General features: G+C 75.8%; 12 protein-coding genes. 5 read left to right on the top strand and 7 right to left on the bottom strand.

From position 1 onward, the window contains the following. Positions 1 to 233 precede the first annotated feature (233 nt). The 3 genes from GL259_RS04820 to GL259_RS04810 are packed head-to-tail and all read right to left on the bottom strand — an operon-like array spanning position 234 to position 1999. On the bottom strand, positions 234 to 1001 hold the full coding sequence (locus tag GL259_RS04820; protein ID WP_159529461.1) for a metallophosphoesterase: 768 nt from the start codon (positions 999 to 1001) through the stop codon (positions 234 to 236). Further along, complete coding sequence (locus GL259_RS04815) at positions 998 to 1285, bottom strand: BON domain-containing protein (protein ID WP_159529459.1); 288 nt, start codon at positions 1283 to 1285, stop codon at positions 998 to 1000. The genes GL259_RS04820 and GL259_RS04815 overlap by 4 nt, the downstream gene beginning before the upstream one ends. Before the next feature lie 21 nt (positions 1286 to 1306). Then, complete coding sequence (locus GL259_RS04810; RefSeq protein WP_159529457.1) at positions 1307 to 1999, bottom strand: nucleotidyltransferase family protein; 693 nt, start codon at positions 1997 to 1999, stop codon at positions 1307 to 1309. Positions 2000 to 2292: 293 nt separating this feature from the next. On the opposite strand from GL259_RS04810, the gene GL259_RS04805 reads away from it, so the two are divergent. Both GL259_RS04805 and GL259_RS04800 read left to right on the top strand, forming a co-directional pair. Beyond that, positions 2293 to 2883, top strand: a complete 591-nt coding sequence (locus GL259_RS04805; protein ID WP_159529455.1) for a hypothetical protein — start codon at positions 2293 to 2295, stop codon at positions 2881 to 2883. A gap of 24 nt (positions 2884 to 2907) precedes the next feature. After that, complete coding sequence (locus GL259_RS04800) at positions 2908 to 7248, top strand: cation-translocating P-type ATPase (RefSeq protein ID WP_159529453.1); 4341 nt, start codon at positions 2908 to 2910, stop codon at positions 7246 to 7248. Between the two features lie 32 nt (positions 7249 to 7280). On the opposite strand, the gene GL259_RS04795 is transcribed toward GL259_RS04800, so the two are convergent. After that, positions 7281 to 7586, bottom strand: a complete 306-nt coding sequence (locus GL259_RS04795) for a hypothetical protein (protein WP_243762253.1) — start codon at positions 7584 to 7586, stop codon at positions 7281 to 7283. A gap of 220 nt (positions 7587 to 7806) precedes the next feature. Here GL259_RS04795 and GL259_RS04790 point away from each other — a divergent pair, with 220 nt between their 5' ends. Continuing rightward, on the top strand, positions 7807 to 8880 hold the full coding sequence (locus tag GL259_RS04790; RefSeq protein ID WP_159529451.1) for a zinc-dependent alcohol dehydrogenase family protein: 1074 nt from the start codon (positions 7807 to 7809) through the stop codon (positions 8878 to 8880). Positions 8881 to 9058: 178 nt separating this feature from the next. Further along, positions 9059 to 9658 (top strand): hypothetical protein, encoded by a 600-nt coding sequence (locus GL259_RS04785; protein WP_159529449.1) that lies wholly within the window; start codon positions 9059 to 9061, stop codon positions 9656 to 9658. A 120-nt stretch (positions 9659 to 9778) separates the two neighbouring features. Here GL259_RS04785 and GL259_RS04780 read toward each other — a convergent pair whose 3' ends face one another. After that, on the bottom strand, positions 9779 to 10228 hold the full coding sequence (locus GL259_RS04780; protein ID WP_159529447.1) for an SRPBCC family protein: 450 nt from the start codon (positions 10226 to 10228) through the stop codon (positions 9779 to 9781). 104 nt (positions 10229 to 10332) lie between these two features. Further along, a complete protein-coding gene (locus GL259_RS04775; protein ID WP_159529445.1) occupies positions 10333 to 10968 on the bottom strand; it encodes a class I SAM-dependent methyltransferase in 636 nt (211 codons plus the stop codon). 150 nt (positions 10969 to 11118) lie between these two features. On the opposite strand from GL259_RS04775, the gene GL259_RS04770 reads away from it, so the two are divergent. Then, complete coding sequence (locus GL259_RS04770) at positions 11119 to 11571, top strand: flavodoxin family protein (protein ID WP_159529443.1); 453 nt, start codon at positions 11119 to 11121, stop codon at positions 11569 to 11571. A 16-nt stretch (positions 11572 to 11587) separates the two neighbouring features. Here the strand turns inward: GL259_RS04770 and GL259_RS04765 are convergent, their stop codons facing one another. Next, on the bottom strand, positions 11588 to 12667 hold the full coding sequence (locus GL259_RS04765; protein WP_159529441.1) for a YihY/virulence factor BrkB family protein: 1080 nt from the start codon (positions 12665 to 12667) through the stop codon (positions 11588 to 11590). Positions 12668 to 12694 lie beyond the last annotated feature (27 nt).

The raw sequence follows: 12694 nt of genomic DNA, 5'->3' as shown, positions 1-12694 counted from the left end.
GCGCGGGGCGGCGACGGGTGCGGGCCGGCGACGGGTGCGGTCCGCGCCCCGGGCCGTGGTGTGGCGACATCGGCCGCGGAACGCGGAGCCTGCATGTTAAGCAGACGAAATGCATGAAACGGGCGTGCCGTGCGGGGTGTTCACGCGGGAGGCGGTACGCACGCCGGGCAACGAGAAGCGCCGCCGGTGCGGACCGACGGCGCTGGGGAGGGCGGGGGAGCGGGGCGGCCGGGCTAGCCGGTCGTCACCCGCGCGCCGGCGCCGGTGCGCGCCCGTTCCGGGACCGGCAGGTGGTAGACGTGGAAGGCGCGGCCGATGACCGGCTGGGCGACGTTGCGCACCCTGACGCCCCCGGTGGTCATGCCGTGCTCCGTGCCGGCGTGCGCGTGCCCGTGCACGGCGAGGTCGGCACCGGCCGTGTCGATCGCCTCGGCCAGCAGGTAGCTGCCGAGGAACGGATAGATCTCCAGGGGCTCCCCGGCCAGGGTCTCCGGCACGGGGGAGTAGTGGGTGAGGGCGATCCGCACGTCGCAGCCCTCCTTCCCCAGCCGCTCCAGGGAGGTCCGCAGGCCGTCGGCGCACCGGCGCGAGTGCTGGACGAACTCCTTCATCACCGGTTCGCCGAACTCCCCGGCGCAGCGCCCGGCGAACCCGCCGCCGAACCCCTTGGTGCCGGCCACCCCGATCCGGACGTCCCCGCCGTCCACGACCGTCCCCTCCCCTTCCAGGACGTGGGCGCCGGCGTCCCGCAGGAGGGCCGTGACCTCGTCCGGCCGGCCGTCGTGGTGGTCGTGGTTGCCGAGCACGGCGACCACCGGGACCCCGAGCCCCTGGATCTCGTCGGCCACCACGCGGGCCTCCTCGGGCGTGCCGTGCCGGGTGAGGTCCCCGGCCAGCAGCAGGAGGTCGGCGCACTCGGGCAGGGTCTCGAACGCGGGGCGCAGCGCCCCCTTGGTCTCGGGCGCCATGTGGATGTCCCCGACGGCGGCGATCCGGATCATGACAGCTCCTCCGCGTGATCGGGGGACGAGGTCTCGCTGACCACGATGTCGCAGTGCACCTCGAGCCCGCTGAGCTCCTCGCGCACGGTGCCCAGGACGTCCTCGCGGCACTGGGCCGAGGGAACGGTCCCGGTGACCAGCACGGACTCGCCGCGGACCTCGATGCGCACGCCGAGTTCGCCGAGCTCGCCGGAGGCGAGACGGTCCTGGAGATGGGCGACGCGGTACTCCGGGCTCCGCGCCGCCGGCGTGCCGCCTGCGGATGCGGCGTCGTGGGCTTTCATGATGTTCCTTCCGCGGACGTGTCAGATGACGTTCAGGCGTTCCAGGAGGAAGAAGAAGGCGGCGGGCATGGGCTCGTCGCCGCAGTCGTGCCGCACCCGCTCCCAGTCGACCTTCTCGCGCAGGGCGCGGGCGATGGGCAGCACCGCACCGAAGTCGCAGTGGTGCTCCGAGAAGGCGGCCATCAGGCTCCACAGCAGATCGGTGGGCGCCAGGACCGGCATGCGCACCGACTCCACCGAGAGCTCCTCCGCCCGGTCGAGCATCTCCAGGGAGACGGGCCGGTGTGCCAGCTCGAAGATGATGTCGACGTCCTGGCCGAAGCACGTGGCCTTGATCAGCCAGTCCTCCGGCGGGGTGTAGACCGTCAGCCCGGCCTCGCGCAGCGTGGCGGCCACGGGCTCGGCGTCCTCGGGGCGGACGCAGAAGTCGACGTCGTGCTGGAGGTTGCCGCTCCCGCCGTGGGCGTGGACGGCGACGCTGCCGGCCAGCGCGAAGTGGTGGCCGGCCCGCTTCAGCACCGCGCCGACCTGCTTGGCCGCCTCCAGGATGGCCTGGTTGCGGTCGCGGGGCAGGTCGGGTTCCCCTTCCTCGGACCGTCCGTCGTACCGGGCCGCGGCGGCCGGGGACACCTGTCCCGGGGCGCCCGTGGCCAGACGGAGGTCCGGGGTCCCCGGGCGCCGGACGAGCGTGGCGTCCTCACCGTTCTCCGTCATGACCACTCCTTCCCCGATGCCTTCACCGGCCGCACTCCGCACGGCCGCCGCCCGGTGTCCTGCCCGGGACGGTCCTGTGTGCCGCATTGAGTACCCGGCGCGCCCGCTCCGACACGGACGGACGGGCACGGCGTGCGAACCGCCCGCCGCCGCACCGCGCGGGGACCGCCGCGGGACGCGCGGACCACCACAGGGGGTACAAGAAAAGCGCCACAACCGGCCACGACTGAATATGGGACAAAAGGCAGGGAACGTGAAGAACGACCCTGGGTGACGCGCCGGTGGAGGTCGACATGGATCAGAACACATCTCGTTCGTCGGATCTTCCGCAGCCGCTGCGGGCCGTCGCCTCGGGACTGCGGCATCTGCCGGGTGCGGAGCAGGTGGGCAGGGTGGCCGGCGGCGCCCTGGACGCGATCGGCGCCGTGTCCCCGCGCGGGCGCCGGATGGCCGTCTACACGGGAGCCGGCGTGCTCGGTGTGGCGGGTGTCGTCGAGTGGCCGGTGGCGCTGACCGGCGCGGCCGTCGCCTGGCTCACCCAGCCGCGCCCCGGACCGCGTCCGGAGGGCACGCGGTCCCCGGACGGCGGCGCACCGGCCGCCGTCGACGAGCGGCGAGGTGCCCCCGCCCGGACCGGAGGGGAGCCGGAACCCGCCTCCGAGTCGCTCGCCGACCGCGGCCCCGGCGACCGGCTGACCCCCTCCGGCCACCGGCACGAACCGGCGGAGCAGCACGTGCAGGAACAGCCCGCCAAGGTGGGCGACACGGCCACGGCGTCGGCGCTCAGGCAGGTCGCCGAGGCCACCACGCACCACGGTCCGCCCGCCGCCCACCAGCCGGGCGGCGCGCAGGGGCGGCCGCACGACGACCGGCACACCGGCTGAGCCGGGAACACGGGACAGCCTCCGATGCTCATACGTTTCGACGTCGCCCCTCTCGCCGGGGCCGTGGCGGGAGCCGCCGCGGGCGCGGCCCGCTCCACCGCCCAGGGCATGACGTCCGTCCACGACACGACGCGCCGCGTCCGCCACGTCGCCCGCAACGCGCTGAGCGGCGACCGGCACTGGCGGGCCGGACACCGCGTCCACCTGGCCCTGCGCCACCCCGACGGCGCCGTCGGGCCGCTCGCCCGCAAGGTCGCCGCCGAACTGCTCGACCACCCGGACGTCCTGACGGCGTACTGGGACGAGGGGCTGTCCCGTCTGGTGGTGACCGCGGTGACGGACGCGGCGGGCGACCGCGTGACCGAGCGGGCCGTCGCGCTCGCCACCCGCCTCGGGCTGAGCGAGGACGCCGACCCGGAGGAGGGCGAGGACGAGGCCGCCCACCCCGGCGACCCCCGCGAGGTGCGGGTCGCCGCCGCCGCGCTGCTGCTGGACGCGGCCGGGGCGGCCGGCGCCCTGACCGCCCGGTCGCTGCGCCTGCCGCGCAGCCCCAAGGCGGTCACCGCCGGCGTCACCCTGCTGCGTGAGAACCCCCGCTTCCGCGCCCTGCTGCGCGGGCGGCTCGGCCGCAGCGGCATGGAACTGGTCCTGGCCGCCGCCAACGCCGCCGCGCACGGCGCCGGACAGTCCCCGGTGTCCCTGGCGCTCGACGGAGTGCTGCGCACCGGCCAGCTGACCGAGGCGGTGGCCAGGACCGCCGCCTTCGAGGCCCTGCACGACGACATCTGCCTCGAACGGCGCACCAGCATCCCCTGCCCCACGGAAACCCGTCCGCCGCTGCGGGTGACGCCCGCCCAGGCCTACGCGGCCCACGCGGGCACCGGCAGCGTCGCGGGCGCCGTCGCCGCGCTCCTCGTCACCCACGACACGGGGGAGGCCGCCGAAGCCGTCCTCGCCGGATCGCCCAAGGCCGCGCGGTACGGCCCGGCCGCCTTCAACGCGGCCCTCGGCACCCACCTCGCCCGCTCCGGCGTCCTCGTGCGCAGCAGGGAGAGGCTGCGGCACCTGGAGATCGCCGACTCCCTCGTGCTGCACGCCGACGCCCTGCGCAGCCACGCGCACGGCGGCGCCGCCCCCGACGGCGCGTCCGTGGTGTTCGACGACCCGGTCGACCCCTGCGCCGAAGCCGTCCTCGACGCGGCCCGCAGGGCGGGACTGCACGTGGTGATCACGGGCGGCTCCGACCTGAAGGACATCACCCGCCTGGCCGACGAGGTCGCCCCGGCCGACCTGCCGTTCCGCGACGTCGTACGGGCCCTGCAGAACGACGGGCACATCGTGGTGAGCGTCGCCCGCGTGGGCGCGGACGGGAACGCCGACGTGGCGGACGGACTGCCCGCCGCCGACATGGCCATCGCCCTCACCGACGAGCGCTCGGCCGTCGCCTGGGGCGCCGACGCGCTCGCCCCGAACGGACTCGGGGACGTGTGGCGCCTGCTGACCGCGATTCCGGCGGCACGCCAGGTGGGCCGCCGCTCGCAGACGCTGGCCCGGGCGGGCGCCGCCCTGTCCGGACTCATGGTGGCCCGCGGCGGCACGCCCGGGGGGCGTCTGTGGCGGCGGCTCACCCGGCACGCCCCGGTGAACATCGCGGCGGTCGGCGCCCTGCTCGCCGGCGTGACCGCGGCCGCGCGCGTGGCCACCGCCACGCCGCCCGAACCCCGGCTGCACGTGCCCTGGCACGCCCTGGAACCGCACGAGGCCCGCGACCTGCTCAGCACCCCCCGCACCGACGCCGAACCCAGCGGGCTCGCCCTGTTCGCCGACCAGGCGTGGCAGCGGGCGGCACGGCTCACCCGCACGCCCGCGGCGGCCCCCGCCCGCTGGACCTGGGAGGCGGCCGGCGCCGTCCGCCGGGAACTCGACGACCCCCTCACGCCCGTCCTGGCCACCGGCGCGGTCGCCTCGGCCCTGCTCGGCTCGCTCGTCGACGCGCTGCTCGTGGTCGGCGCCATGGACCTCAACGCGGTGGCGGGGGGCCTGCAGCGGCTGCGCGCGGAACGCGCGCTGGCCCGGCTGGCCGCCCGGCAGCAGCCCAAGGCGCGCCGGCAGGACAGCCACCGGAACACGGTCACCGTCGACGCGGCCCGGCTGCGGCCGGGGGACCGGATCAGCCTCGGCGCCGGCGACGTCGTACCGGCGGACGCGCGGCTGCTGGAGGCGGACGGGCTGGAGGTCGACGAGTCGGCGCTCACCGGCGAGTCGCTGCCGGTGACCAAGGCCCTCGAGCCGACCCCCGGCGCGCCGGTGGCCCAGCGGACCTGCATGGTCTTCGAGGGCACCACCGTCGTGGCCGGCCGGGCCGTCGCCCTCGTGGTGGACACCGGCGACCGCACCGAGGCGGGCCGGGCCGTCGCCCTGGCCGCCCGCACCCCGCCGCCCGCCGGCGTCCAGGCACGGCTGCAGGAACTGACCCGCAAGGCCCTGCCGGTGACCCTCACCGGCGGCGCGCTGGTGACCGGGCTGTCCCTGCTGCGCGGCAGCCCGATCCGGCGGGCCGTCAGCGGCGGTGTCGCCGTGGCCGTCGCCGCGGTCCCCGAGGGCCTGCCGCTCGTCGCGACCGTCGCCCAGATGGCGGCCGCCCGCCGGCTGTCCCGGCGCGGCGTCCTGGTCCGCACCCCCCGCACCCTGGAGGCGCTCGGCCGGGTCGACACCGTCTGCTTCGACAAGACCGGCACCCTCACCGAGAACCGGCTCCGCCTGGTCAAGGTGGCCACCCCCGACGGCACCGTGCTCGCCCCGGACACCGAGCGGGCCGTGACGGTCGTGCGGCTGGCCGCGCGGGCCTGTCCGCAGGAGGAGACGGGCGAGGGGCGCCGGATCGCGCACGCCACCGACGAGGCGGTCCTCGACGTCGCCCCGCCCGACGACTCCTGGACCGCCGACGGCGAACTCCCCTTCGAGGCCAGCCGGGGCTACGCGGCGGCGGTCGGACGGGACGCCGCGGACACCGGCGGGCTCCTCGTCGTCAAGGGCGCCCCCGAAACGGTGCTCCCCGCCTGCCGGGACCTCCCCGACCACGCCACCGAGACGGCCCACGACCTCGCGGGGCGGGGACTGCGCGTCCTCGCCGTCGCCCACCGCCCCTGCCGGACGGCCGACGCCGCCGCCGAACTCGACGCCGGCCTCGCGGACCTGGAGTTCGCCGGGCTGGTCGCCCTGGCCGACGTCCCGCGCGACACCTCGCAGGCGCTGCTCGCGGAGCTGCGCCGCTCCGGCATCCTGCCCGTCATGCTCACCGGCGACCACCCGGAGACCGCCCGCGCCATCGCCGTGCAGCTGGGCTGGCCGGAGGACACCGAGGTGGTCACCGGGGACGAGCTCGTCGCCATGGGACGGCGCGACCGGGTCCGCGCCCTGCACGGCGCCGCCGTCGTCGCCCGGGTCGCGCCCGAACAGAAGCTGCACGTCGTGGAGGCCCTGCAGCAGGCCGGCCGGGTGGTGGCGATGGCCGGCGACGGCGCCAACGACGCCGCCGCGATCCGCGCCGCCGACGTCGGCGTCGGCATCGAGGCCCGCGGCTCGGCCGCCGCCCGCAACGCCGCCGACATCGTGCTCACCACCGGTGACCTGTCCGTCCTGGTGGACGCCGTCGGCGAGGGCCGCGCCCTGTGGCGCAGCGTCGCCGACGCGGTGAGCATCCTCATCGGCGGCAACGCCGGCGAGGTCGGCTTCAGCGTGCTGGGCACCCTGCTGGCGGGCTCCTCGCCGCTGTCGACCCGTCAGCTGCTGCTGGTCAACCTGCTCACCGACATGTTCCCGGCCATGGCGGTGGCGGTGACACCGAGCGACGACCCCTCCACGGCGGCGCACGCCGAGACCGGCCCGATGGGGCTCGACGTCCTCGGCGCACCCCTGCTGCGCGCCATCCGGCGCCGGGGCGTGACCACCTGCCTCGGTGCGGTCACCGCCTACCTGATCGGCCGTCTCACCCCCGGCACCGAACGCCGCTCCACCACGATGGCCCTGTGCGGCGTGGTCGGCGCGCAGCTCGTGCAGACCCTCTCCGGCCGCCGCCACAGCCCCCTGGTGTGGGTGACGGCGCTGGGCTCCGCCGCCGTGCTCGCCGCCCTCGTGCAGACCCCCGGCGTCAGCCACTTCTTCGGCTGCACCCCGCTCGGGCCCCTCGCCTGGGCCGGCGTGGCCCTGGCCATCGCCCTGTCGGCCCTCGCGCCGCGCCTGGAGCGCCTGGAGCCGGTACGGCACCTGTACGGCGCGGCGTCCCGGCTCGCCCTGCGCCTCGGCGACTCCGCGCGGCAGACCCGCCACCTGATGCACAGCGGCATCGCGCGACCGGTGGCGTGACGGTGTCCGCGGCGGCGTCCGCGCACCGCCCGTCACCGGCCCACCGGATCGCCCCCGGCGCCGTCGGACCGGCTGCGCGGCACGATGTGGCCGCCGTGCCCCGGTCCGGCGGCCGGCCGCAGGCGGGCCGCCTCGCGGCCCGACCGCGCGTCGGCCAGGTGCACCTCGCCGTGGCCGCCCCGGGTGACGGCGGCCCGGTCCGCGCCGGGCGGCGCGGCGACCGCCCGCCGCTGGACCCCCTCCCACGGGGTGCCGCCGCGCAGCGTCGGCCACAGCGTCCGCCGCACCGGGTCCAGCCGCAGGTACCAGCCCCGGGCCGGTGACCCCCAGGGGATCACCGGTTCCGCCCCGACGGCGCGCTCACCCGGGTGCTCCGGCGGTAGCGGGACCCCGCGCCCCGGTCGCTGCCCCGCGGCCCCGGCGGATCCCGGCCTGCGCCCCCAGACTGGAAGAGCAGGGCGGCAGCCCCGGCACCCCCGGGGCGCCGCGGACACCGGCGGGCGCCGGGCGCGCCCGGCGCCGAAGCCCGCCGCAGAGCAGAATGGGGTGAGGATCGGCATGAAGGGCTACGTCTTCCACGGTCCCGGGCAGTCCGCCTGGGAGGAGGTCCCCGACCCGGCCGTCAAGGAACCCACCGACGCGATCGTGCGGGTCGACGCCGTCACCATCTGCGGGACGGACCTGCACATCCTCAAGGGCGACGTCCCCGAGGTCCGCCCGGGCACCGTCCTGGGGCACGAGGCGGTCGGCGAGATCGTCGAGACCGGGGGCGACGTCCGCACCGTGCGTCCCGGGGACCGGGTGCTGGTCTCCTGCATCTCCGCCTGCGGGCGCTGCCGCCACTGCCGCGAGGGCGTGTACGGCCAGTGCCTGGACGGCGGGGGCTGGGTCCTCGGCCACCTGATCGACGGCACCCAGGCCGAGTACGTCCGCGTCCCGTACGCCGACCTCTCGGTGCACGCGGTGCCCGGCACGCTCACGAACGAGGACGCCGTGCTGCTGGCCGACATCTTCCCCACCGCCTACGAGGTGGGCGTGCTCAACGGGCGGGTGCGTCCCGGCGACACCGTCGTCGTGGTGGGCGCCGGGCCGATCGGGCTCGCCACGATCGCCACCGCCCGGCTGTTCTCACCCGAGCGCGTCATCGCCGTGGACCTGGCCGCGCCCCGGCTGGAGGCGGCCAGGGCGTTCGGCGCCGAGGCCGTGGCCGACGCGGGCGAGGCCCCCGAGCAGCTGGTCGCGGACCTCACCGGCGGCCTCGGCGCGGACGTGGTCGTCGAGGCGGTCGGCGTGCCGGAGACCTTCGAGATGTGCACCCGCATGGTGCGGCCCGGCGGGCACCTGGCCAACGTCGGCGTGCACGGCGGCCCCGCCACGCTGCACCTGGAGGACCTGTGGAGCAGGAACGTCACCGTCACCACGGGGCTGGTCGACACCCGCTCCACGCCCACCCTGCTGCGGATGGCGGCCGCAGGCCGGCTGCCCACTGGGCGCATGGTCACCCACACGTTCCCGCTCGACCACATGCAGGAGGCGTACGACGTCTTCGGCAACGCCGCCGAGACCGGTGCGCTCAAGGTCGTCCTCGGCGTTCCGCAGCACGAGGTCGTCCCCGTGCACCCGACGGCCTGACGGGGCCTTGCGGCCCTCCGCCCGACGGGCCCGCGCCGCGCCGCGGAACGGGACCGTCCGGCCCGTGCCGACGGGGCGGCGAGGGTCCACCCTGGAGAAGTGACGCCGTGGCCCCGGCGGACCGGCCGGCCCCCGGTCCGCCGCGGTGTCCGGAGCGTGCGCGAGGAGGTGACGTCCCATGGCGAGGACGCACGGGGCGGGGGTCCGCAGGGTGCGGCTGTGGCGCTGGCGGAGGAACCCGCTGCGGCGCCGCAGCGACCTGGTCGAGGCCTGGGTCCTGCTCGCCGCCCTGGTGCTCGCCCTGACGGGCGCGGTGCTCGCCGGCCTGGCGGCGGCCGGGGCCGTGGACGGGGCGCTCGCCGAGCGCCGGGACCGGACCCGCGCGGTCCCGGCCGTGCTGACCGAGGACTCCGCCCGCACGCCGCCCGCGGCCGTCTCCGAGAACGGGGACGGCGGCGTGTGGGCCCCGGTGCGGTGGACCGCCCCGGACGGCACCGGCCGCACGGGCCGGACGGAGGTCGAACCGGGGAACGAGGCGGGTACCGCGGTCACCGTGTGGACGGACCCCGCGGGCCGGCTGGTCTCCCCGCCGCCCACGGGCGCGGAGGCGCGGTTCCAGATCGTCATGGCCGGCGTCACGATCGGTGTCGCCGCCGCCGGACTGGGACTGCTCGGCGGACGGCTCGTCCGAGGCGGGCTGCAGCGGCGGCGCCTGGGGGAGTGGGAGGCCGAGTGGCGGCTGGTCGAGCCGTCGTGGCGGAAGCGGATGACGGGCTGAGGCCACGACGGCCCGCGCGGGGCGGGCCGGTGCCGTGACGACGCCGCGGCCCCCGGCCGGAGGGCCGGGGGCCGCGCGGGCGCGCGTGTCGCGCAGGGGAGGGGGACCGACCCCGGCGGGTCAGACCGCGCCGCGCCAGGCGCCGGTCTCCCGGCCGCGGTGCTCGATGAACTCCTTGAACCGCTTGAGGTCCCCGGTGGCCTGCCGCTTGACGAAGCCGAGCTTGTCGCCGACGGTCTCGGCCAGCCCCTCGGGGTCGTAGTCCATCTGCAGCATCACCTTGGTCCTGGTGTCGTCCAGACGGTGGAAGGTGACCACGCCGGCCTGCTTCGCCTCGCCGTCCACCGTGGTCCACGCGACGCGCTCGTCCGGGATCTGCTCGGTGATCTCGGCGTCGAACTCCCGCTCCACGCCTCCGATCTTCGTCACCCAGTGGGTGAGCGTGTCGGTGCGCTGCTCGATGCGCTCGACGCCGTCCATGAACTCCGGGAAGCTCTCGAACTGGGTCCACTGGTTGTAGGCGGTGTGGACGGGGACGCCGACCTCGATCGATTCCTCTACCTGCGACATGGATCAGGTACCTCGCTTTCCGATGGGGACGGAAGTACGGGTACCGGCTTTCGCGCCGATCAGTCACGGAAATTGCGGCGCACCGGCCGTCCCCGCCCGGACCGTCAGCCGGCCGGCTCCGCCCTCTCCCGGCGGCAGTGCAGGAAGATCTGGGGTTCCGGCCGGGCGTCGGGATGGGTGGGGGTGAACATCACGCTCCTCTCCGACAGCACCGTCAGCCCCGCCCCGCGCACCAGCGCGGTGACGTCCTGGGCGGCGAAACTGGTGACCCGCACGGCCTGCCCCATGAACACGCCGTCGAAGTCCTCGACGTCCAGCGGCACGGTGGCCAGCACGAGGAACCCGCCCGGCCGCAGCGCCCGGGCCAGCCGGCGGACGAGACCGGCCTGCTCCGCACGCGACATCTGGAGCAGCGAGAAGTACACGCAGACCGCGTCGAACGCCTCGTCCTCGAGCGCCGTCGTGCGGATGTCGGCGCACCGGAACTCACCCTCGGGCACCTGCCGGGAGGCGATCTCCACCATCACCGGGGAGACGTCGACGCCCAGCACCCGGTGACCGGCCCCGGCGAGCGCGGCGGCCGTGGGACGTCCCGTCCCGCTGCCCACGTCCAGCACCCTGCTGCCGGGCCCGAGCCGCTCCAGCAGCCACTCCAGCGACGCCCGGTGGGCGGCGGAGGAGGCGAACGCCTTCTCGTACTCGCCGCCCAGCGCGTCGAACACCGTCGCTGCCGGTGACATGCGAACCCCGTCGACCACGACCCACCCCGTCTCCACGTTCCGATGCGGGGCATCGTGCCATCCCCGGGCCGCCGTCACAACGGAGCGCCGGGGACGGCGCGGACCCGGACCGGCTTGCGGCCGCGGGGACGGACACGGCAGGGTCGGGGTGTGCCGACCCTGCTGATCGTCCACCACACGCCCTCGCCCCACTGCCAGGCGATGTTCGAAGCCGTCCTCTCCGGTGCCACGGCCCCGGAGATCGAGGGCGTCCGGGTGGTGCGGCGGGCGGCCCTGTCCGCCACCGCCACCGACGTCCTGGAGGCCGACGGCTACCTCCTGGGCACCCCGGCCAACCTCGGCTACATGGCGGGCGCGCTCAAGCACTTCTTCGACCAGGTCTACTACCCGTGCCTGGACACCACCCGCGGCCGGCCCTTCGGTTTCTACGTGCACGGCGGGAACGACGTCACCGGGGCGGTGCGGGGCATCGACTCCATCACCACGGGTCTCGGCTGGCGCCGCGCCGCTGATCCCGTGAAGGTCACCGGCGCACCGCAGAAGGCCGACGTCGAGCGGTGCTGGGAACTGGGTGCCACGCTCGCCGCCGGCCTGATGGAGTGAGGACGCGCGGGGTCCGTCAGGTCTCGTCCATCCGGCGCCGGTCCTGTTCGTCCCAGGCCCGGGTGTCGCGCGGCTGGGTGTACGGCTCGGCCTCGGGCGGATGACCGCCGGCGATGGCCCGCTGCCGGGCGACCTCCGCGTCGAACTCCAGCCCCAGCAGGATCGCCAGATTGGTGATCCACAGCCAGACCAGGAACACGATGACACCGGCCATCGTGCCGTACGTCTTGTTGTACGAGGCGAAGTTGGCCACGTAGAACGCGAACCCGGCGGAGGCGATCAGCCAGATCACCAGGGCCAGGAAACTGCCCGGGGTGATCCAGCGGAACCCCCGGATCTTGGTGTTCGGGGCCGCCCAGTACAGCAGTGCGATCATCATCGTCACCAGCACGACCAGCACCGGCCACTTGGCGATGGACCACACCATCACCGCGGTGTCGCCCAGGCCGAGGGCGTCGCCCGCCCGGCGGGCGAGGCCACCGGTGAAGACCACGATGAGCGCACTGACCACGGCCAGCACCATCAGCACCACCGTCATGCCGACCCGCACCGGCAGCACCTTCCACACCGGGCGCCCCTCGGGCATGTCGTAGACCGCGTTCGCCGAGCGGATGAACGCCGCCACGTAGCCGGAGGCCGACCACACCGCCAGGACCAGGCCGACGATCGCCATGATCGAACCGACACCCGAGTTGCCCTGCAGTTGCTCGACCGCCCGGGTGATGATGTCGCGGACCGCCCCGGGGGCGAGCTGCTGGACGTTCTCCATCACCTTGTCCGTGGCCGACTTGCCGGCGACGCCCAGCAGCGAGACCAGCACCAGCAGCGCCGGGAACAGCGACAGCACGCCGTAGTACGTGAGCGCGGCGGCCCGGTCGGTCAGCTCGTCGTCCTGGAACTCGCGCAGACTGCCCTTCAGCGCCGCGCCCCATGACCGCTTCGGCAGCTCGACGGGGGAGTCCGGCGCGGCCCGTTCCACCTCGTCGCTCGGTCCGGGTTCCTCCGCCGTGCGCTCGGCCGGGGGCCCCGGCTCGGGCTCGTTCGTCGCGGACGTGCCGTCGGGCCGGCCGTTCCGCCCGGGAATATGCAGCTTCATGGCCGCCGGGTAACCAGGGAACGGCGC

The sequence above is a fragment of the Streptomyces sp. Tu 3180 genome (genome assembly GCF_009852415.1).
Lineage (GTDB): Bacteria > Actinomycetota > Actinomycetes > Streptomycetales > Streptomycetaceae > Streptomyces.
This window is presented reverse-complemented; position numbering and strand designations above follow the sequence as displayed.

Coding starts and splice junctions, on each gene's coding strand:
- GL259_RS04780 (WP_159529447.1), bottom strand. CDS start 10,228: ATGTCGCAGGTAGAGGAATCGATCGAGGTCGGCGTCCCCGTCCACACC.
- GL259_RS04810 (WP_159529457.1), bottom strand. CDS start 1,999: ATGACGGAGAACGGTGAGGACGCCACGCTCGTCCGGCGCCCGGGGACC.
- GL259_RS04815 (WP_159529459.1), bottom strand. CDS start 1,285: ATGAAAGCCCACGACGCCGCATCCGCAGGCGGCACGCCGGCGGCGCGG.
- GL259_RS04790 (WP_159529451.1), top strand. CDS start 7,807: ATGAAGGGCTACGTCTTCCACGGTCCCGGGCAGTCCGCCTGGGAGGAG.
- GL259_RS04820 (WP_159529461.1), bottom strand. CDS start 1,001: ATGATCCGGATCGCCGCCGTCGGGGACATCCACATGGCGCCCGAGACC.
- GL259_RS04775 (WP_159529445.1), bottom strand. CDS start 10,968: ATGTCACCGGCAGCGACGGTGTTCGACGCGCTGGGCGGCGAGTACGAG.
- GL259_RS04800 (WP_159529453.1), top strand. CDS start 2,908: ATGCTCATACGTTTCGACGTCGCCCCTCTCGCCGGGGCCGTGGCGGGA.
- GL259_RS04785 (WP_159529449.1), top strand. CDS start 9,059: ATGGCGAGGACGCACGGGGCGGGGGTCCGCAGGGTGCGGCTGTGGCGC.
- GL259_RS04765 (WP_159529441.1), bottom strand. CDS start 12,667: ATGAAGCTGCATATTCCCGGGCGGAACGGCCGGCCCGACGGCACGTCC.
- GL259_RS04805 (WP_159529455.1), top strand. CDS start 2,293: ATGGATCAGAACACATCTCGTTCGTCGGATCTTCCGCAGCCGCTGCGG.